General features: G+C 47.8%; 19 protein-coding genes. 8 read left to right on the top strand and 11 right to left on the bottom strand.

What is annotated here, in order from left to right:
• Positions 1-2: 2 nt before the first annotated feature.
• A complete protein-coding gene (gene holA / locus ABWH99_RS12915) occupies positions 3-1,025 on the bottom strand; it encodes a DNA polymerase III subunit delta (protein ID WP_375582266.1) in 1,023 nt (340 codons plus the stop codon).
• A gap of 122 nt (positions 1,026-1,147) precedes the next feature.
• Here holA and ABWH99_RS12910 point away from each other — a divergent pair, with 122 nt between their 5' ends.
• Complete coding sequence (locus ABWH99_RS12910) at positions 1,148-1,867, top strand: tetratricopeptide repeat protein (protein WP_375582265.1); 720 nt, start codon at positions 1,148-1,150, stop codon at positions 1,865-1,867.
• Here ABWH99_RS12910 and ABWH99_RS12905 read toward each other — a convergent pair.
• Both ABWH99_RS12905 and ABWH99_RS12900 read right to left on the bottom strand, forming a co-directional pair.
• Complete coding sequence (locus ABWH99_RS12905) at positions 1,854-2,690, bottom strand: universal stress protein (protein WP_375582264.1); 837 nt, start codon at positions 2,688-2,690, stop codon at positions 1,854-1,856. The two genes, ABWH99_RS12910 and ABWH99_RS12905, sit on opposite strands and share 14 nt — an antisense overlap.
• Before the next feature lie 15 nt (positions 2,691-2,705).
• Positions 2,706-3,632 (bottom strand): 2-hydroxyacid dehydrogenase, encoded by a 927-nt coding sequence (locus ABWH99_RS12900; RefSeq protein WP_375582263.1) that lies wholly within the window; start codon positions 3,630-3,632, stop codon positions 2,706-2,708.
• Positions 3,633-3,867: 235 nt separating this feature from the next.
• Between ABWH99_RS12900 and ABWH99_RS12895 the strand changes: the two genes are divergently transcribed.
• Both ABWH99_RS12895 and ABWH99_RS12890 read left to right on the top strand, forming a co-directional pair.
• A complete protein-coding gene (locus tag ABWH99_RS12895) occupies positions 3,868-4,092 on the top strand; it encodes a hypothetical protein (RefSeq protein ID WP_375582262.1) in 225 nt (74 codons plus the stop codon).
• On the top strand, positions 4,052-4,714 hold the full coding sequence (locus ABWH99_RS12890) for a DUF2911 domain-containing protein (RefSeq protein WP_375582261.1): 663 nt from the start codon (positions 4,052-4,054) through the stop codon (positions 4,712-4,714). Before ABWH99_RS12895 ends, ABWH99_RS12890 begins: the two co-directional genes overlap by 41 nt.
• Before the next feature lie 49 nt (positions 4,715-4,763).
• On the opposite strand, the gene ABWH99_RS12885 is transcribed toward ABWH99_RS12890, so the two are convergent.
• Positions 4,764-6,497 (bottom strand): sodium:solute symporter, encoded by a 1,734-nt coding sequence (locus tag ABWH99_RS12885; RefSeq protein WP_375582260.1) that lies wholly within the window; start codon positions 6,495-6,497, stop codon positions 4,764-4,766.
• Between the two features lie 99 nt (positions 6,498-6,596).
• On the bottom strand, positions 6,597-9,089 hold the full coding sequence (locus ABWH99_RS12880; RefSeq protein WP_375582259.1) for a PIG-L family deacetylase: 2,493 nt from the start codon (positions 9,087-9,089) through the stop codon (positions 6,597-6,599).
• A 158-nt stretch (positions 9,090-9,247) separates the two neighbouring features.
• Here ABWH99_RS12880 and ABWH99_RS12875 point away from each other — a divergent pair, with 158 nt between their 5' ends.
• Positions 9,248-10,192: a phytanoyl-CoA dioxygenase family protein gene (locus tag ABWH99_RS12875; protein ID WP_375582258.1), complete on the top strand. Its 945-nt coding sequence runs from the start codon at positions 9,248-9,250 to the stop codon at positions 10,190-10,192.
• 2 nt (positions 10,193-10,194) lie between these two features.
• On the opposite strand, the gene ABWH99_RS12870 is transcribed toward ABWH99_RS12875, so the two are convergent.
• Positions 10,195-12,384, bottom strand: coding sequence for a DUF5916 domain-containing protein (locus ABWH99_RS12870; RefSeq protein ID WP_375582257.1), 2,190 nt, complete (start codon positions 12,382-12,384; stop codon positions 10,195-10,197).
• Between the two features lie 159 nt (positions 12,385-12,543).
• A complete protein-coding gene (locus ABWH99_RS12865; RefSeq protein ID WP_375582256.1) occupies positions 12,544-13,737 on the bottom strand; it encodes a Gfo/Idh/MocA family protein in 1,194 nt (397 codons plus the stop codon).
• A 140-nt stretch (positions 13,738-13,877) separates the two neighbouring features.
• On the opposite strand from ABWH99_RS12865, the gene ABWH99_RS12860 reads away from it, so the two are divergent.
• On the top strand, positions 13,878-14,573 hold the full coding sequence (locus ABWH99_RS12860) for a hypothetical protein (protein ID WP_375582255.1): 696 nt from the start codon (positions 13,878-13,880) through the stop codon (positions 14,571-14,573).
• Positions 14,574-14,671: 98 nt separating this feature from the next.
• Positions 14,672-15,871, top strand: a complete 1,200-nt coding sequence (lhgO, locus tag ABWH99_RS12855) for an L-2-hydroxyglutarate oxidase (RefSeq protein WP_375582254.1) — start codon at positions 14,672-14,674, stop codon at positions 15,869-15,871.
• Between the two features lie 12 nt (positions 15,872-15,883).
• On the opposite strand, the gene ABWH99_RS12850 is transcribed toward lhgO, so the two are convergent.
• The 3 genes from ABWH99_RS12850 to ABWH99_RS12840 all read right to left on the bottom strand — a co-directional run bounded on the left by ABWH99_RS12850 (position 15,884) and on the right by ABWH99_RS12840 (position 18,080).
• Positions 15,884-16,285, bottom strand: a complete 402-nt coding sequence (locus ABWH99_RS12850; RefSeq protein WP_375582253.1) for a response regulator — start codon at positions 16,283-16,285, stop codon at positions 15,884-15,886.
• Between the two features lie 236 nt (positions 16,286-16,521).
• On the bottom strand, positions 16,522-16,869 hold the full coding sequence (locus ABWH99_RS12845; RefSeq protein WP_375582252.1) for a hypothetical protein: 348 nt from the start codon (positions 16,867-16,869) through the stop codon (positions 16,522-16,524).
• Positions 16,866-18,080: an NAD(P)/FAD-dependent oxidoreductase gene (locus tag ABWH99_RS12840; protein ID WP_375582251.1), complete on the bottom strand. Its 1,215-nt coding sequence runs from the start codon at positions 18,078-18,080 to the stop codon at positions 16,866-16,868. The genes ABWH99_RS12845 and ABWH99_RS12840 overlap by 4 nt, the downstream gene beginning before the upstream one ends.
• Positions 18,081-18,147: 67 nt before the next feature.
• Here ABWH99_RS12840 and ABWH99_RS12835 point away from each other — a divergent pair, with 67 nt between their 5' ends.
• Positions 18,148-19,092, top strand: a complete 945-nt coding sequence (locus ABWH99_RS12835; RefSeq protein ID WP_375582250.1) for a DNA/RNA non-specific endonuclease — start codon at positions 18,148-18,150, stop codon at positions 19,090-19,092.
• The gene (locus tag ABWH99_RS12830; RefSeq protein ID WP_375582249.1) at positions 19,073-19,774 is read left to right on the top strand and encodes a molecular chaperone DnaJ; all 702 of its coding nucleotides are present in this window, start codon (positions 19,073-19,075) and stop codon (positions 19,772-19,774) included. Before ABWH99_RS12835 ends, ABWH99_RS12830 begins: the two co-directional genes overlap by 20 nt.
• 42 nt (positions 19,775-19,816) lie before the next feature.
• Here ABWH99_RS12830 and ABWH99_RS12825 read toward each other — a convergent pair whose 3' ends face one another.
• Positions 19,817-20,419, bottom strand: coding sequence for a tetratricopeptide repeat protein (locus tag ABWH99_RS12825; protein WP_375582248.1), 603 nt, complete (start codon positions 20,417-20,419; stop codon positions 19,817-19,819).
• Positions 20,420-20,434 lie beyond the last annotated feature (15 nt).

Raw genomic sequence — 20,434 nt, 5'->3', positions numbered from 1 at the left:
GATCAATGAAGAATTTTAAAAATGAGTTCTTTGAGAATTTGCGAGGCTTCCATATTGGAGGCAATGATGCCTTTAGAACGCAAGTCCGCCTCTCTCAGGTATCCGATAATATCAATAATCTTGCCTAAGGGATAATTTTTCGCTGCGATCGTGTATTCTTTTATGAAATAAGGGTTCACTTTAAGCAAAGCGGCCAGTTCCCGATCTCCCATTCCTTTATTCGCTTTCACCTGCAGAAGACGGCTAAAATGCAGGTACAACAGGCTTAGCAAGGGAATCAAGGGATGGGATTTGGGATTTTGCGCAAAATACTGAATGATCGTATTGGCCTTTTGTACATCTTTGTAGCTCAGGGAATTAGTCAATTCAAAATTGTTGAAATCTTTGCTGATGCCAATAAACTGCTGAATGTGACCCGTAGTAATTTCAACCGGCTCCTCAAAGTTGATTAACATCTTATCGATTTCATTGGTCAGCACCTCCATGTTATTTCCAATGGACTCGGCAAGTACCTGACAGGCCCTGGGTTCTATGGTAAATCCTTTTCCCTTGACGTACGCATCAATGTACGGCGCCAATCGGTATTCCGGAATTTTATCAGATTTTACCAATACGGCTCGTTTGTCCAATTCCCTTGCCAGAGCTTTTCTTCCGTCCAGTACTTTGTATTTATAAGCAAAAACGAGAATTGTACTTGGCAGAGGATTTTTCAGGTATTGGATCAGTTGTTGGTCCGCCTCCTCCCGTCCCAAATCCTGTATGTTCTGGGCCTCCTTGACGATTACCACCTGCCGTTCGGACATCATGGGAAACCGTTTGGCATTGTTTAAGATCGTGGCCACCGTGGCTTCTTTCCCGTAAAGAATGATCTGATTAAATCCACGGTCCGCGGGAGGCAGCGCATTTGCTTCAATAAAGGCGGTTATTTTATCGATAAAATAGGGTTCTTCCCCCTGAAGAAAATATACGGGCGCAAATTTATTTCCTTCCAGATCTTTTAGAATAGTTTCCGGCTTACTGGGCATACCTGCATTAAAAATATCGCGATAAGAATTCAAATATAAAAAGAATAAAGGATTATCAAGGACGGATGGAAACAATACCTTCCTTACTTTTGTATCTATATTGAAACCAAAAGGTAGCAAGAATGGAATCATTGGAAATTGGCATCGACCATTACAAAAAAGGAAGATTTGAAGAGGCGTTACAGGTATTCAATCAACTGATCGCTTCCGCGGGGCCTCAACCCGAACACCTGCATTACCGTGCGCGCATCCAGTCCCGACTAGGGGCATTGGACCAGGCAATTAATGATTTTGATACGCTGATAGGGCTTGACCCGTACAATACCACATTCATCAGTGACCGGGCAGTAGTCTTGCACTTGTTGAAACGAAACGAAGAAGCGATGCAGGCCTTTGACCAGGCCTTAAATCTGGACCCGAACAACCCCTACCGATATTCCAGCCGTGCCTATTTCAGGGATCGTATCGGTGATCTGAAAGGTGCGATAGAGGATTACGAACAAGCCATTGCGCTTGATCCACAAGACGCGATTTCCTTGAACAACAAGGGGTTGGTAGAGGAAAAGTTGGGCTATCAAGCGGCGTCGAGGAAAAGTTTTTCTGAGGCAGACCGATTGACGGGATACTCCCCATCCCAACAAAAACAGCCGGAAAAAGATCGCGCTGAGTCAAAAATCGGCAACGATGCTTCCGGGCCGATTGCTCCCCAAGAAGCCGCTCCTGAAAAATCCAAATCGCTCTCGGTCAAGCACTTTTTTATGATTTTAAACAAATTGGTCACGGATAAGGCCACCCGAAAGGAATTTACAGACTTTATACGATCTACATTCAAAGGCGCTTGATCACATACAAGGGCTTATTGATAAAAAACGACATTTTTTTGGACAGGTTTTTTGTAAAAAACTGCTCAAACCAACTTTTCTTTTTGCTCAGAGTGAACAAAACGTTCCCCTTTGCCGTGATGAGGTAGGACTCCAGTCCCAATCCGGGATCATCCCGGTACGATTTCAGCACGTAGTTTACCTTTTCTAAGGATACGAAAGGCGCAACTTCTTCTACCATAGTCAGATGCAGCGCTTTATCGATGGTGTTAACCCGTGTACTGACGTGAACGATGTCCAACTCCGAATCGAATACGCTGGCAAAGTCCACGACGCGTTGTATGGCCAGTTTGTCTTCCTCCAGATAATTGGTAGCATAGACAAGCTTTCTGGGAGTCTTGAAAAACACTTTCCTGGGAATGATAAAAACGTCACAGTCCGCACTCAGCACCACCTTACTGGATTTGGTACCGATGTAATTCTTTTTAAACTCATTAATTCCCTCCGTACCCATAACGATCAAGTGGGCGGACTGGCTTTCGGCCATCTCCAGTATGGTACCGATGGTCTCTCCCTCCTGTACAAGTCCTTTACAGTCCGTAAGTCCGCGGGGAAGACTTTCCTCGCGAACGGTATCCACCAGGGATTGTAGTTTCTTTTTGGCTGTCTGCAGGCTATCTTCCAGGACTTGTCCGGGAAAAAGATCTTCGTAATCTTCCTTATCTGGAACATGCAATAAAATCAGCGTCGCATTCCATTTTTCACCCAATTTTGCGGCGTATTCAATGGCGTTCAACGAACACTCCGAAAAATCGGTTGGACAAAGGATGGTATAGGTCTTCATAAGGAATAAATAGGTTTAATACCCCTGAACCTTGCTAATCTCATTGATCAGGGGGGAGTTTTGCAGCAAATTCTTATAGTTTTCTATAATTTGGGGGGCTGCAGCCCGGTAATTGGTAATGCTGGCTATATGCGGTGTAATGGTGATCTGCTCTTGCTCCCAAAAGGGATGGGCTTTCGGTAGGGGCTCTTGCTGAAAGACATCCAGAAGGGCTCCCGATAGCTGACCCGATTCGATGGCTGGGATCAGGTCTGCTTCCACCAGGTGTCGGCCTCGCGCTACATTGATCAGATAGGTACCTGGCTTGCATTTCCGAAACAGTTCTTTATTTAGAAAACCTTCTGTTTTCTCTGTAAGCGGAAGTAAGCAGACCAATACGTTCACTTCGTTTAAAAAATCCTGCAATTCTTCCCCATAGTAGTAAGGATGCCGAAATGTCGCCTTCGGTCGGTTACCGTATCCAACCGCTGAAATACCCAAAGCCTTCACCTTGTCGAGCACGTCTCCTCCCAGTTCACCCACTCCCATAACGCCCACAGTGATCGGGATTTCGGGTTGACTCATGTCCCAGGTTTTGGTACGCTTGTCTCGCATGTACCGGAGGATCTGCCGGTGGTAATTAAGTATTCCCATTACCACGTAATTGGTCATGGAAAAGGTAAGCCTGGGATCCACGATGCGGGTAATGGGTACATTGTCCGGAACGTAATCGGCCATGATGTGGTCTACCCCGGAACCCATCGAGCAAATTAGTTTCAAATTGGGAAAAGACTTTAGGATTCCTTTTGGATGCTGCCACAAAACCACCACCTCTACCTCCTCCATCCTACTGATTTCCGGATAAACCTGAAGGTCAATGCCCGGTTCCAGTTCGTTGAAAACCGCTACCCAGTCTGCGATTTCTTTTTTCGATTTATTTGGCGCAACAATTGCTAGTCCCATTGAAAGAATTTTCCTGGTAGAAATAAAACAAATTATATGAATCGCTCGATTTTTCTTCCTGACCAGGCATGAAAGCGTTCGATACCCGTCAAGAAGGTAGAATTTATCGCAGCAATTCCTGCAATTTAACTATCTTTACCCACATAAATGAAACCGTTGGCATAAAGAAAACAATCCCTCCATACCGGGTTAAACGATCAGGACATCACAAAAACTAATCTAACTAAAAATAACTATGAATACAAAAAAAATGCTTTTTCTAATGGCTATTTTGTTTTTGATGCAATTTTCTGTTTCCGCGCAGATTAAAATGCCACAGGCAAGCCCCAACAGCAAGATCAGCCAACAAATGGGACTAACGGTCCTTCATTTGGACTACAGCCGCCCGGGAAAACGAGATCGAAAAGATTTTTGGGGAATTGGTACCCTATGGACAAGTATGGCGAACCGGGGCAAATAATCCCAGTACTCTGGAATTCGACACCGAAATAAAGGTAAACGGGCAGCGTCTCCCTGCAGGAAAATACGCCTTGTATACCATCCCCGGAAAGAGTCAATGGACCGTGATCTTCTCTAAAAACACGGAATTGTGGGGGGCCATGGGGTACGATTCCGGTGACGATGCCCTGCGCATCCAGGTGCCCGCCCAAAAGTTAAAAAAACCGGTGGAAACCATGACCATGGGATTTGCCGAGCTTAGCGATACCGGTGCCACCCTGAACCTATCCTGGGATAAAACCCAAATCGGGTTTCGCATGGAATCAGAAGTAGACGCGATCGTCATGACACAAATCAAGGAGTTGCTCATCGACCAGGAAACCGATAACCCCGGTCTTTATTTTCAGGCGGCCAATTACTATTTCACCAATGACAAGGACCTTACCATGGCCCTGGAATGGATCAGCAAATCAGTCGAAAAAGACCCGAAATATTACACGGTCCACTTACTGGCAAAAATTCAGGCCAAATTGGGATTAAAAGCCGAAGCCGAACAAACCGGCAAAAAGTCTATGGAAATGGCCGAAGAGGCGAATAACCCGGATTACATCGGGTTGAATCAACGATTGATCGAATCCCTTTAACCGCCTTTTTTATTTTCTGGAGCTGCTGACTGGCAGCTCCATTTTTTTTCTACGAGTCTAGCTCGCCTTGCATTTGCTTTCCAGGTCCCATCCCAAGTTGCACCAGCATGGCAATCAACATCACCAGCAGGCAACCGATCGCATTGTACCAGAGGTAACCTACATCGATGGACCACCCGTATACCGTTTTTCCGTTGAAATAATGAAGTACCAAAATCAGTACTTCTGTAAGGATGGCAGCCGAAAACACCGCCCGGCCCCCTACCCACTTCAGAAAAAATCCTACCAAAAAGATGCCCAATATGGTCCCATAAAACAAGGAACCCAACAAATTGACGGCTTGAATCAGGTTTTCGAAGAGGGTCGCATACGTGGCAAACAATACCGCAAATACCCCCCAAAGCGCAGTAAACCACTTCGAAGAAAGCATGTAGTGCCTGGAGCTTCCGGATCGGTAGACAGAGCGCTTGTAAATATCCATGGTGGTGGTCGCGGACAGCGCATTCAATTCGGATGCGGTGGAGGACATAGCTGCACTGAAAATGACGGCAAAAAGCAGCCCAACGATACCTTGTGGTAAATAGTCCATCACAAAACGCATGAATACGTAATCCGTGTCATTGGTTTCTGCCAGGGGATCGTGCCGAACAATTAAGGCTTTCACCTGGTCTCTTACCTCTTCCTGCTTATGGGACTGTTCCGCGATCTGCGCCTGCTGCCGCAGCACTTCCTGCTGGTCTTCGGAGTCTATTGCTCCCAGCAGTTTCTGTATGTGCTCACTTTTTTGCTCAAATACCTCGCTATAATTCTGTTCCAATTCCTGCAATTGGTCCACGTACTCGCTTTCCTTGAGTTTGTCCAATTGAATGGTATTGAAAATGACCGGAGGCTGAAAAAACTGGTAAAATACAAATACCATGACACCAATAAAAAGAATGACGAACTGCATCGGAACTTTCAAAAAACCATTCATCATCAGGCCCATTCGGCTTTGGGTAAGGGAACGCCCACTCAAATAGCGCTGCACCTGAGATTGGTCGGTGCCAAAATAGGATAGGAACAAAAACAAGGCCCCCGTCACCCCGGACCAAAAATTATACCGATCCGAAAGATCAAATTCAAAATTGACGATATTCAGCTTTTCCATCTTTCCGGCAAGATGCAATGCCTGGGAAAAATCCACCGGAATCAGTTGAACGACGATAATGCCGGCCAGAACCATCCCTCCCATCATGACGGCCATTTGTTGCTTTTGGGTAATGGACACCGCTTTGGTTCCGCCGGAAACCGTGTAAACAATCACCATCAAACCAATAAAAACATTGGTAATGGTCAGGTTCCAGCCCAACAGGGTAGACAAAATGATCGACGGCGCATAAATCGTAATCCCCGCTGCCAGGCCTCGCTGTACCAAAAACAAACCGGCCGTCAATGTTCGGGTCTTCAGGTCAAAACGTGACTCCAGAAACTCATAGGCAGTATATACCTTTAGCCGGTAATAGATCGGCAAAAAAACAACAGAAATAATGATCATGGCTACCGGCAGGCCAAAATAAAACTGAATGAAGCGCATGCCATCCGCGTAGGCTTGACCCGGCGTACTTAAAAAAGTAATCGCAGACGCCTGCGTGGCCATGATCGAAAGCCCAATGGTCCACCAGTTCAGATCGTCTCCTCCCCGCAGGTATTTGTCCATGTCCTTCGGACCGTAGGTTTTGTAGACACCGTAAGCGGCAATCGCCAGCAAGGTGCCGAACATGATGGACCAGTCCAGGTAACTCATGAAAAAGCGCGGGTCAACCAGTAAAACAAGGCAATCAACAGTGCCAAAACCAGCACCTGCATCCAATACAAACGGGTCCAGTGACGAAATTCTCTTTCTTTACTCATGGGCTTGCTCGATGAGGTTTACAAATAATTTGATGGCTCCCGGCACCCCTGCCGGAAGCAATCGAAACCAGGAAATCCCGGAATAGGCATAGGTTCCCTCTCCATACCGGGCGACCAAAAGTGCACCTTTAGTCGGCGGCTCGTTGGGATCCTGCATTTCCAGCGGCGTCTGGTACGCTTCGTCCCACGTGCCGGGAAAGTACAAGCCCCTTTCCTGCACCCAGCCGTCAAAATCGCTAGCTTCGATTTTATTCGGGTGCGTCAATACTGGATGATCGGCTAATAGCACAGTAACCGGTGACTCCTCTACCGTAATCCGGTCCCGGGATAACTCCAGCGGATAGGGACCGAACTGCCTCGAAAGCAAGGGAGAACTGGTATTGTATTGTACGATCAGGTTGCCTCCTTGCTTGATGTAGTCCATGAGGGCTGCCGTCTGATTTGCCAGGCTTTGGTTGACATTGAAAGCCCGAATCCCCACAATCAGGGTGGAATAGTCACTAAATACAGCGGCTCCCAGGTTACTGCCTTCCAGGATTTCCACCGTATACCCCAAATCTCGTAAAATTCCTGGAATCTCGTCCCCGGCGCCCGGAATGTAGCCGATGGTCTGTTTTCGGATATCCATGTCGAGCGTCACCAGGTTAAAAGAAGCGTCTGGAAAATACGTAAGGTTGGGGATATGCGGGTGAATGATTCGCTTCTTTCCCTGTGCATAGACTGACCCTTCCCTTGTTTTATAAAAAACAGTATGCCGGGATTTGGACGCTCCATTTGGATTTCTCACGGCCACATCAAAAAAGACTGTATTGCTTTTCGGATCAATCAGGGTGTCCATCACTGTATAATCATCCGTTTCCAATCCTTCGATGCCCAAGGTACCGTCTTCCAAATCACCCTCAAAAGAAACCGTCACGCCGATGCGGGCTTCCTGATTGCCGAGAAGAAAAACGTTTTCCTGATCTACTGCCAAAGAAATCTTTGGGACCAATGTAAACGGTTGAATGATTTCTCCATTTACCTGATCGTTGTACCGGTACTGAAGTGGCAGCCGAACCTCCATTTTCTGATCACCAAGACGAAAACGGAGAACTCCGGTGACTGCCGGGTCATTAAAGGGTTTTCCGATGGAGCTTTGCTCTGCTACGCTATACAGATTGTCTACCGCTGGCTTTTGCAACCAATAAGGCTGGGAAATCGGGTACGCCCCTGGAATCTGAAGTTCCTTCTCCCATTCCACCGGCCGATTATCGGAAACAACGGCGTCAATCGGATAACGCGCGCCCAGGACTTCAAATTCCTCCAGTTCAAGCGATTCCGAGCTTGGTTGATTTACGATTAGCCGGGTCCGGATTTGGTCCGATGGAAACGACAATTCTTTATTCGCTAAAAACAAGGCCTTAAAGCCCAAAACATCCAAAATGAGTCGATTCACCTGATCCTGTTTCTCGTTGACCCAGGGTAGATTTTCCTGAACCTGATTCAATTTTGTCCGAATTTCCAGTAGCTCTGGCAGATTGCCTACCGGAGTAGTAAAGTCAAAATTTTGCAGCAGTTTTTCAATTCGGTTTCGGATTTCCACACCGCCGGAGAGATCTTCCCAACGGTCACCAACGCCCTCAAACGGATTGGAATCAAACGATTCTCCGGCTACAAATTCAATAAAGTCTGTTCCCTCGCCGATAGTCGGCGTCGCTCCAAATCCCTGGGATTTGTGCATGGTCCGGCTGTCTGCAGCGATCTGCGAATAACTGGTACCCAGCAAGGCGTTGTATGCACCGACCGGAAAGGTATGGTAAGGAATGTCCGATTTCGGTTCGTATTGACTTCCCCAATTATAGGCGTTCCAAAACACACGCTTTGCAGACCAGGGCTCGACCCATTTTAATTGATCGGGAAAGACATCGCTTTTTCCGGAGAGTTCAAAGGCCTCACCGGCAAGGATTGCAGAGGTAGTATGATGCCCATGAGTGGTTCCGGGTGTGGTATTAAACCGGGTAATGATCAGATCTGGCTGAAAATTACGAATGACCCAAACCAAATCAGAAAGGAGTTTGGTTCGGTCCCAGTTGCTGAGCGTTTCGTCGGGATTGCGGCTGTATCCAAAATCAATGGCCCGGGAGAAAAATTGCCTTCCACCGTCCGTTTCCCTGGCTCGGAGCAATTCCTGTGTTCGGATCATACCCAATTCGGTACCCAATTCTTTTCCGATAAGGTTTTGGCCTCCATCTCCCCGGGTCAGCGACAAATAGCCTACTTCGGCATGCAGGCCGTTTGCGAGGTAGGCAATGAGTCGGGTATTTTCATCGTCGGGGTGCGCGGCGACATAAAGTACCCGCTTCGTTTCCCGGAGACGTAACAATTCGTGGTAGATTTCGGAGCTACTTTGGGCAACAGAAAAGGAGCCCACTACCGGGGAAAAGCCAATAAAAAACAGCATCCCGGTCAAAAAGGGAGTTAAATAACGCGTTGGTATAGGTATCATAATTCAAGCTAAGCATTGTGACCAGTATCGAAAAACAATTTTACATTAATGGAGAAATAAGCCGTTCAACTCCAAAAAGGAATACCAATCCGGGTTACCTCCTTGCATGTGTTTTTATTTTACGCTATATTCTGCCTGTAAGATAAGTAAATTTTGCCATGGCCATAACGAAAAAACACAAAGATATTCCAGGCAATCCCTCTACTTCTGCGGGGCAAAGGGCTACTCTAAACGACCGCTTCCGGCACAGCCCACTTAAGGTCCTCACGGAGGAAGACTGGAACTTTTGGTGGGACAATGGGTACGTGATCGTAAAAAATGGCGTACCCAAATCCTATACCGAACGCATGCAGAAACTACTATGGGAATTTGAGGAAATGGATCCGAACAAGCCAGCAACCTGGTACGCTTCTCCAAAAGAAGCGATGAAAATGAAAGAGCTCACCAATAGCGGCATGGTGGAAATGTACAACCACCCTTACATGTGGGACATTCGCCAATACCCCAAGGTCTATGAAACCTTTACAGACATTTGGGGAAGGGATGATTTGTGGGTCAGCATCGACCGTGCCAACCTCAACCTACCTGCCCGGCCGGATTTTGAATTCAAGGGATTTATTCATTGGGATTACGATCCCGAATTGGGAGAGGATAACATACAGGGATTGGTCGCCCTGAATGATCAAACCGATCCAAATGTGGGCGGCTTCCAATGCGTGCCGGAGCTTTACCGAACCTACGACAGCTGGAAAGTGAATCAACCAGCCGACCGGGACAGGTTTAAACCCGATATTTCGGGGTTTGAGCTTACCAAAGTGGGGCTGGAAGAAGGTGATTTATTGATCTTCAATAGCCGTCTTCCCCACGGCATTCGCCCCAACTATAGCAAAAACAAGGTCCGAATGGCCCAGTACCTGACCATGATGCCCGCAGCCCAGGAAGACGAGGACTTGCGAAATTGGCGCATTTCTTCCTGGAGGGACCGAATTGCCCCCGAGGGCTACGCCTTTCCCGGGGATCCGAGAAAGTGGGAACAAACCCGGTATCCCAGAGCCGAACTGACTCCACTGGGAAAAAAACTCCTGGGTTTAGACCCCTGGTGAGACTACCAGGTCCACCAGTAGGTAAATTTCAATGCCAGGGTCCGGTTTTTGACATAAAACGGGGCAGGTAGGTAGTTATCCGTGAATACCAGGTACAAATCCGAAGCCGGCTTGAACCTCCATTGAAACCGGGTGTTCAGGTTGATGTTGTCAATCTGCTCGTTGTACTGTGCGAATGCAGTGAAAAACAGGGTGTTGGTAAACGTGACATCCACCCGGGGCCCAACCAACCAGAAGCGTGTATTTCCCCAAGGCTCGGGCAGATCCAATTGGTTGTAATTTCCGGTAAGGGACAATCCCACGTAGGGCTGGAACCGATAGCCCAACTCACCCGTTAGGTTGAAGCGTTCTCCATTGGCAAAATAGCCTCCGTATTGGGAAGAAAGGGAATAGGTGAAGAGACTTTGGGGCTTGGAGACGTATTGTGCCCCCAGGGAATTCCAGGTATGATCCGTGAAAGCCGCCAAGGTGTCTCCGCTAAAATTTGTCGGGTCAAAAGCCTGTTGCAGCAAAATACGGTTATACGTATACTTGGCGGTAAGGGTACTTTGGCTCCTAAATCGCATCGTATAGCCCAATTCCGTGATATTGTCGGTTTGCTCCCCATCCGTGTTGAAAAAGAGAGAAGTGTTTACGGTCGGGCCGTGGTTGAGTATTTTCTTACTTTTTGGAAAAAACAGATAGGCGGCGTTGGGATTGACCCGGTAATACCCGTTTCTGGGAACGTAGCCTACTTCCGCCGTGTACTGGGGAGAAACGTATTCGTGTTTCCATTCCCAGGACAGGTTACCGCTGGCATACCGCAGATTAGCAGCATGCACCATGCTTTCTCCGGATTGGTTGGGGCTAAACGATTTTAGAAAAAGGACTTTTCCCGTCCAAAGGTTATTGGAAGACGCCAGGTTGTACTCCAGACCCAGGTTTCGGTTGTAGGCATTGTTTACGGCAGCATCGGTGCCGTTTCGGCCGGCTAGATCACCCATGGAGAATTTATTGACAAAAATCGCCGCAATATTTGACCGCTGGCCCACGCGTCGCTGGGCCGACATGACGGTGAAATTCTGGGCGGGAGTCGCAGTTTCTTCCACCTGACCCGTTTGCATGTTCATGGCGCCAATCCGCCAATCGCGGTTGATTTTTCCGCTCAGCCGGGCACCAAATTGTATGGGAGCATTCAGGCCAATTCTTCGCGAAAAAAATGGGCGGATGGTCTCGTAGCCAAAATTGGCGAACAAATCCCCATTTTCCAGGAAAAACTGCCTCCGTTCAGGAAAAAATAATTCGAAGCGGTCCAGGTTGGTAATCTGACGGTCCACTTCCACCTGCGAAAAATCCGGATTTACCGTTAGGTCCAGGTTTAGGGAGGAACTGACCGCTATTTTGGCGTCCACCCCTACCCGATTTTGGTAGTCGGTCGGCAGCCCGCCCTCGTTATCTTTTACCCGGCCACCCATAACATATGGAATCACGGAGACATTCATGCCCGGCTCCGGTGGTGCTTCTTCCCAAACCAGGACGCCGGTATAGGCAAGGGAGGCGGAGGGAAACTGCCGGGGAACCGGAGCCCAGGAAGATTTCTCGGTGGTTTTCAGATCCAGTCGACTAAAATTGATTCCCCATTCCCGAATGCCTTTTTTATAGCGAATCGACTTAAACGGTATCGCTGCCTCAAACACCCATTTGTCCTCGTAATTTTTAACTTTCGAGACCCATTTATTGTCCCAGCTTAAATCCACCCTTCCCCCTTCGTACATGATCCCATCCCATTGTGCGCCTGCAGCGTTGGCCCCAAAGGAAAAGCCATTCGTCTGATCGTCAAAGGTATCCATGAACAAAAGGAAATTATCGTTTTTCCCAAAGGAAAAATCCCTCCGAAGGGACTCTACGTAATACGGTCCAGGTACGGCGTGGTGGTTGATCACCAACAAATACAGCCGCTCCTCATCAAAAGTCATCATCACCTCGGTTTCAACTTGAGAGAAGCTGGTATCCATGGGCAGAATCATGTAAAAATCCTTGGCTACTTCGGCCTCTTTCCAGGCTTGTTCGTCAACGATTCCGTCCACGACTACCGGAGAACTTGCTCGCTTTATGTGTAATCTGTAGTCCTCGTTGATCTTTTGACCCCATACCGGAACGCTCAACAGCACTCCTAACAAAATACAGCAACTATACCCTAGTCTTTTTACCATACGATTCGGCAACCAATCGCTCGGATCAATTGCTACTAAAGTTAAAATAATTTTAAAGCGCAATTATAGACTAAAAAATAGAAATGCGAACTTTTTTTCCGACTGATTTTGGGAAAAGCCGCGAAAATTACGTTGGCAGTGAATGAAGGGTATAAGTGGTCAATTGCCAACCGTCTCCTGACGGATTTCTCCGGTCACTTTATCTTTCAATATCACTTTTTCTACCCCATTTGGCAGGATTTCTTTTTTGATCAGGTAGTAGTTTTCGTTGTAGGATACCCGGTCCTTACCGGCCGCAACCGTATCTGTTCCACGCCAATCATCCAATCCCACTGGCTCCCATTTTTTACTTTTTGCCGAAAGAAAAGCAGCGTCAAGAATGGCATTTACTACATATCCGTCATAAAAAGTTTCCAGGGGTTCCCTACCCTGTTCCATGGCATCAAACATATCGCTGAACATTTGAGGATAGCCCAATTCGTGGGCTTCGTCCCCAACAGGAAAAAGCCAACCGGCATCGGACTCTGCTTTCTCCGCCACGTAGTTCGCCCCTTTGCCCGTAGTAAACATTTCAAAGCCCGTGCGCAAAAAGCTATTTAGCCAAATGGTACCCTCCGTTCCCATCACCTCATCCCGCAGGTCCATCCCTCCCCGGAAGGTCCAACTTACCTCGAATTGGCCGATGGCACCGGTTTCGTACCGGACCAAACCAATGGCATGGTCTTCCGCATCAATGGGGTGCACCTGGGTATCCGCCCAACACATCACCTCTACCGGCCGGATCGCTTTTCCGATAAAATTTCTTCCAATCTCCACACAATGACAGCCCAGGTCTATGATGGCTCCCCCACCCGATTGCTCCCGGTTCCAAAACCAATCGCTGTGCGGACCAGGGTGCGCCTCCCTGGACTTTGTCCATAGAACGGTGCCCAAACTCCCGGCTTTCACACTGTCCAGGGATTTTAGAAATTTTGAGGTATAGCAGAGGTCTTCCAGATAACCGGCAAATATCCCTGCGTTTTCCACGGCATCCAGCATGCGTTTGGCTTCTGCTGCATTTCTTCCCAGAGGCTTGGTACACAACACCGCCTTTTTAGCGGCCACACAAGCCAAGACCGCATCTTCATGCAGGTGATTGGGCAGGGCGATGATCACCACGTCTACTTGCGGGTCCCGGATGATCTCGTCCCGTTCGCTACTATACTTTTCCAAACCGAAATCAGCGGCAAACGTTTTGGCATGGGACAGGTTTCGCGAATACACGGAGAAAATGCGGTCCTTTCGCCGTTGGGCATGTAAGGTGTTGGCATAAAACCGGGCAATAAAACCCGAGCCAAGCATGGCAATATTCATTCGGTTCTTAATTTTTGGGTTAGCAAAATAAATGTAGTAAAATTGATGGGTAATGAAAATTTTTACACAGATTCTATCTCGTTTTCCTGACGGTAAGGCTTAGTCGAGCCGTCGGTACCCAAACTCCATTCGTAAACCCCATGCCTCAATCCATCCAACCCCAATCCGTTAATGCGTTGATCAAATGGACAATCGAGCAGGAAATGCACCTGGAATACCTCCCTCAGCGGCACAAGCTTACCATCAGCAAAGCCGGGGCACGGATCGGCGGATTGCGGCTACCCTGGAATTTTGCCTGGGACCCGACATCCATGCAAGCAATTCCCGAAGAAACGAACTGGGTACTGTTTCTAATCCGGGCCGGCATAGCGGCCGTGGGGTATTTCGAAAACGGCACCAATCTGTCCCACAACGTCTTTCGGGCTTACATGGTGCGAAAGAAGCAGGGAAAAAGTCAGATAAAATACCTGAAAACCAAAGGAAAATCCCGGGCAGGTTCACGGGTTCGTTTGGGAGCCTCTGATTTGTTTTTTAAGGAAATCAACGAAAAGGTCAGCACCTATCTGCGCCACTATCCGGTAGACCGAATCGGATATGCCTGTTCGAAAACCCTCTGGCCTTTCCTATTTCTAACCGGATCTGATTTACAAAAAGACGATCCCAGACTCTGCAAAATCCCCAAACACGTGCAGCATCCTACCTATGAAGTACTCCTGGATACGAACGAACGTTTGCTTCAGGCCACCTTGGATGTCGACCCTGCACAGGCCCATTGGTTTGACGGTCACCCGTCGTCCCGAAACCAATTCCCAGGAGAGGAAGAGGAAAACTGGTAAGTCTTCCTATCGACAGAAAAATATTACGGAAATCCTAGCGGGGGTTGATAAATTCCGACCTGCTCGCCTTATCTTTGTTTTCGAAGTAACGAAGAAGCATGCAATACGATATTACCATCATCGGCGGAGGTATTGTGGGTCTGGCAACGGGAATGAAATTGAAAACCCAGCGTCCGGACCTATCCGTACTTATCTTAGAAAAAGAAGCAGCACTTGCCCAACATCAAACCGGAAACAACAGTGGCGTCATACACTCCGGCCTTTACTATAAACCCGGAAGCCTGAAAGCTAAAAACTGCATCGATGGGTACAAGCAATTGGTGGCCTTTTGCGAACGACAGGACATTCCTTTTGAAATCACAGGGAAGGTAGTCGTCGCTACGGAAAAGAACCAATTACCTCAGCTTCAAATGCTTTTGGACCGGGGTATACAAAACGGCTTGACGGGCATCCGTTCCATCACAAGTGAAGAATTAAAGGAATACGAACCCTATTGCCGAGGCATGGGCGCCCTCTACGTACCCCAAACCGGAATCGTCGATTACCGGGCGGTCGCATTGGCCTATGCCCGGGAATTCGAGCTACTTGGCGGTGTGATATTAACCAGTCATAAAGTACTGAACATTAACGATTTAAAAGGGGTTATACGCATCATTACTTCGACCAGTGAGATACAAACCAAAACGCTGGTAAACTGTGCCGGACTCTATGCCGACAAAATTGCCGCCCTACACAAGGGAGTGGCCCCGGACCTACGCATCATCCCCTTTAGAGGAGAGTATTACAAAATCAAAAAAGAACGGCAATACCTGGTGAGAAACCTGATTTATCCGGTTCCTGACCCCAACTTTCCTTTTTTAGGTGTTCATTTTACACGCATGATGAAAGGGGGCGTGGAGGCCGGTCCCAATGCCGTATTGGCCTTTAAAAAAGAAGGATATAGAAAAAGCGATTTTAACCTCAGGGAATTCTACGAATCGGTGAGTTGGCCCGGCTTGCAGAAGGTGGCGGCCAAATATTGGAAGACCGGAATGGGCGAATACCAGCGTTCGTTTTCGAAAAAAGCTTTCACAAAAGCCCTGCAGGCTCTGCTACCAGATATTCAGGAAACCGATCTGGAAGCCGGTGGCGCCGGTGTGCGGGCACAAGCCTGCGACAAATACGGAGGATTATTGGATGATTTCGCGATCTACGAAACAGAGCAGGCAGTGCACGTGCTCAATGCGCCCTCTCCAGCCGCGACCAGTGCCCTGTCAATCGGGGACAAAGTCGCATCGATGGCCCTATCAAAAAGCTAAATCTGGTCCGGTTTATTGCCGGTGAAATTTCCAAAAGCTGAGCATGGAGCGAACCATCGACTGGTACTCATCAATTGTTAGCGGTTTGGTTAAATAAGCATTGGCACCCAACCGCAAGGCCTTTTTGGCATCTTGCTCGTTGGAACTGGTAGAAAAAACCACGACCGGAACCAAATCCCAAGCCTGGGAAGACCTGATTTTCTCCAATACCTCAAACCCGTTTACCTTTGGCATGTTGATGTCCAGCAAAACCAGGATTCTCCCTTCAAGCGGAGGATTGCCAATAAAAGCTAAAAAATCTTCCGGATCACTAAAATTCTTAAAACGGACAGGTTCGCAATCGGTCAATAGCGCATTCTCTACAAGTAGGGTATCAACTTCACTATCGTCCACCATCAATAAAATTAGGCTCATATACAACACATCCTAGTTAACTGCAGCGAGTATTCACTGTCAACCTTTCACTGCACGCGGGGCCCATTGGGGCGTTCATACGGTTCAAATATAGCGGATGTAATCCATTTCATCTACTTTTCCGGGAAACTAAAAAAAGTATGGATCTCTATTCTCTTCGATCAGTCGAGTAGCAAAAATGGGTATCAGGAATAATTGATTCGCAGCGGTTCGCCTTTGTAAACTATCCGGAGAATCTACCGGTACGTCTTTACTTCTTCCAAAACCGCTTGAACCGCTTCCCGGAACTCCTTTATGTGGGCATCTATACCTTCGCTGAACCCCTCCTCCGTCATGAGCCGTTTCCCATTGCCCAAGGTAACGCCCAATCGCTCCAGATCGAATAGGCCCAGGGTAGGCTTTATCTTGTGCCTGGCTTGCTTGATCAAGGACAGGCTTCTCTCCTCAATTCCTCGAAGATAAGTAGCCTCTAGTTCGGTTACAGCTATTTCAATTGCCTCCAATAGCTGATTCTTAAAATCCAGATCGTCTTCCACCATGTCTTCAATTTTTTGGAAGTCGATATTTTTAAACTTCTTATTCATAATTCTACGATCGTTGACGATTTACCTGCCAAAAAACCCGTGCTCCAGGCGGCTTGAAAATTATAACCTCCGGTGATTCCGTCCACATCAATGACCTCACCCGCAAAAAACAATCCCGGATACTTTCTGCTTTCCATGGTATTCGGATCAATTTCATCGAGCGCGATCCCACCCGCGGTAACAAACTCTTCCTTAAAGGTAGTTTTTCCTGAGATTTTTAATGGAAATTTGAAAAGATTTTCTATCAATTTATTTATCTTTTTTTTACTAATCGCCTCCCAATTCAGTTCTTCATCTATTTCCGCACGCGAGGCTAAAAATATCCACAGCCTGGCAGGCAAGCCAAACAGTGCATTTTTATGGATATTTTTGCGCGGATGCTTGGTTTTATACGCCTGCAGTTCCCGCAAAAGGGAATCCGGTGTGAAGCCCTCGTCCCATCGAATCAACGCCACCGCCTGATAGGACTTCTCGTGTAGCCAGCCCGCTCCAAACGCGGAAAGCTTCAACACGGCGGGACCGCTCAGTCCCCAATGCGTAATCAAAATAGGACCTGAATAATTCAGTTTGCTTCCTTCAAAGCGAATGTACCCGTTAGGAACGCTTAGCCCCCGAAGCTTTTTCAGTTCGGTTTCCGGCGTATTGAATGTAAAAAGGGAGGGTATAGGTGCTACCATACGAAGCCCAAGGCCATCCATAAACCCATACCCTTCTTGCTTGCTGCTACCTCCTGAACATACAATCAAACGGTCGACGCACCTGGAAAAATCCTTACCCTGTACCCGAAAGCCATTTTTCAATACTTCGATGGAACCCACGCCCCGATTCATTTCTACCACTACCCCGACCCGCCTGGCCTCGTTAAGCAACGCCGAAACAACCGACCGCGAATCATCGCTTTGCGGAAACACCCTTCCGTCGGCTTCGGTTTTTACCGGAACGCCTTGTTTTTCGAACCAAGATACCGTATCCGCTACGCTAAAATGAGCGAACACCTTCTTTAAAAAATTCCTTCCTCTGGGATACCCTTTGAGCAACTCGATGGTGTTGAAGGTTCCTTGGGTCAGATTGCAGCGCCCGCCTCCGGATATCAATACTTTTGAAAGTACTTTCCGATGTTTCTCAAAGAGCATAACTTTGTGTCCGGAATACGCAGCGTGTATGGCGGCAAAAAAACCTGCTGCACCCCCGCCGACTACACCAATGGTCATACGATTCCGCTATTTAGCTAGTAAATATCTGCATAGATGTCAAAATTATCCCTTTTTTAAGAATTCCATGCCAAAACGTCGAAAAAAAAAATCCCTGGCAAAAAACCAACCCCTGGGTATTTCCTTTCTTTTACTGGTGGCGTATGCCTCTTTACTTTTGGTCCTTGCATCGCTAAGCATACAGGAATGGCGGCAGCACAAAAACCAGGTTTCAGGAGCGGAAGCCGATGTCTCCGCTCCCCTTCCGGAAAACGAACCGGGCCCCGCAATACCACCGCCGAACGAAGGGAAGCCTGTCCCGCCCGAAACGGATATGCCGAATCTTTCCATGCTGCTACCGGCAAAACTACCCGGGGAATTATCCGTACAACTCATCGACCACGACTATTATAAACTGGCCTACCTGGAGTCCCATGAGCAGGCAGCTTGGGTAGCTTATTCGCTCACCCGCGAAAAACTTGGTGGTACGCATCGGCGAAAAGACCAGTTCCAGGAGGATCACCGAGTAACAACCCGGTCTGCACATCCGGACGACTACCGCTTTTCCGGCTACGACAGAGGACACCTGGCGCCGGCTGCGGATTTTACCTTTTCCGAACAAGCCATGGAAAAAAGTTTCTACATGAGCAATATTTCCCCACAGGTTCCGGGATTCAATCGTGGTATCTGGCAAAAGTTAGAACAGCAAGTTCGCACCTGGGCGAGGGAATACGAACAACTATTGGTAGTCACCGGGCCGGTATTTACTCAAAAAATACCGACAAGTATCGGGGAAAACAACGTAATCGTTCCGGATTATTTCTACAAGGTGCTTTTCGATATCCAACCCCCTTCCTATAAAATGCTGGCCTTTTTGTTAAAAAATGAAAAATCAAGCCGACCTTTATTGGATTATGTGCTATCAGTAGATAGTTTAGAACAATTTTCCGGGATCGACTTCTTTTTTCATCTTCCGGATAGCATTGAATACGAATTGGAAAAACAAGTGATCTATGAAGATTGGTTTGAATAGTTATAAGCGCCTACTGCTGGCGGTGTTTCTTGTTTGGGGTCCATTTTTGTCTTGGGCCCAACACCAACCCAGTTTGGGATCTACCGCCCGTCTAATGGAAATGGCCCTGGCGGAGATGTCGAATGAAAAATACCAGGCAGCAAATGCCCATTTCCGGGAGCTGATCGCCAGTAACCTGCCCATACCGCCGGAAATGCCCTACCACTTTGCGGAAACCCTCTACCAGCTCGGTCAATACCACAACAGTGAGAGTTTTGTCAGAAAATACCTCGATCTCAATGGCTTTAAAGGCCAGCACTACAGCGAGGCAAAAGAGCTCTTGCAGCGGCTGGAAGCGCCCCTGGCCGCTATTAATGCCTGTAATTTATGCGACGCAAAAGGTTATCGCTACGTTACCTGCACAACCTGTAATGGAGAAGGGCACAGCGAACGGACTTGTTCCTTGTGTCGGGGAAAAGGGATCATTGGTTGCAGCCGTTGCGCAGGCGACGGGCTGATCACCAAAAAAAATGTCTTTAACATCGTAGAATACTTTGAGTGCGAGCGTTGCTCTGGCCAGGGCAGACTTGTGTGCACCACCTGCGAAGGAAGCCTGCTCGAACACGGCCAATGCCCCACCTGTGGTGGAAAAGGAACCGTTGGCTCGGAAACGGTCTGTAATCACCAGCTACCTTCTGAATAACACCCAGCGTTGGTCCGTTCCGCGCCAAGCGGGTGGAAATGCTTATTTGCAGTACTTTCGGATGGATTCCCGGGCCTCCTCAAACCCATTTTCCTCGGCCAGTTTAAAGTCACTACAAGCTTTCGCCATGTCATCGGTGGCCGCGTACAAGAGTCCGCGGTAATAAAAATATTGCCCGTTTTTGGGACTCATTTTTATGGCTGCGTTGTATTCCCGCATGGCCTCTTTTACGTTCCCTATACGGTGCATGGACCTGGCTTTCAAAAAGTAAGCCATAGAGGGTGCTCCGGAAATTTCGACGGCGTTGTCCGCATACATCAATGCCAATTCGGGATTGCCATTTCTATGGTACAAATTGGAGAGACTTAGCAACACCTGAATGTTTTTCGGCTCTTCGGCAAGTGCCGCCTTAAAACTCTTCTCCGCTTCCTTAAATTCGTCCAGCTCCTCATGCGCCCGGCCTTTGTTGTACAACGCCTTCACATTACCGGGCCTTTTTTCCAAATAACTGGCATAGGCCATAATGGCCTCTTCGTATTGCCCTTCGCTGTAAAACTGATCCCCTTTCATCGAAGAATTATCTCCACAAGCGAACAACAGAAAGAAAATCCCAAGAGGGAATAATAGGTTTTTATTTAATTTCATAAATTGATCCAAATG

The organism is Cyclobacterium xiamenense (genome assembly GCF_042140265.1).
Classification (GTDB): Bacteria; Bacteroidota; Bacteroidia; order Cytophagales; family Cyclobacteriaceae; genus Cyclobacterium; species Cyclobacterium xiamenense_A.
Note: the sequence above shows the minus strand (reverse complement) of the source record. Positions and strands in the feature narration are given on the sequence as shown.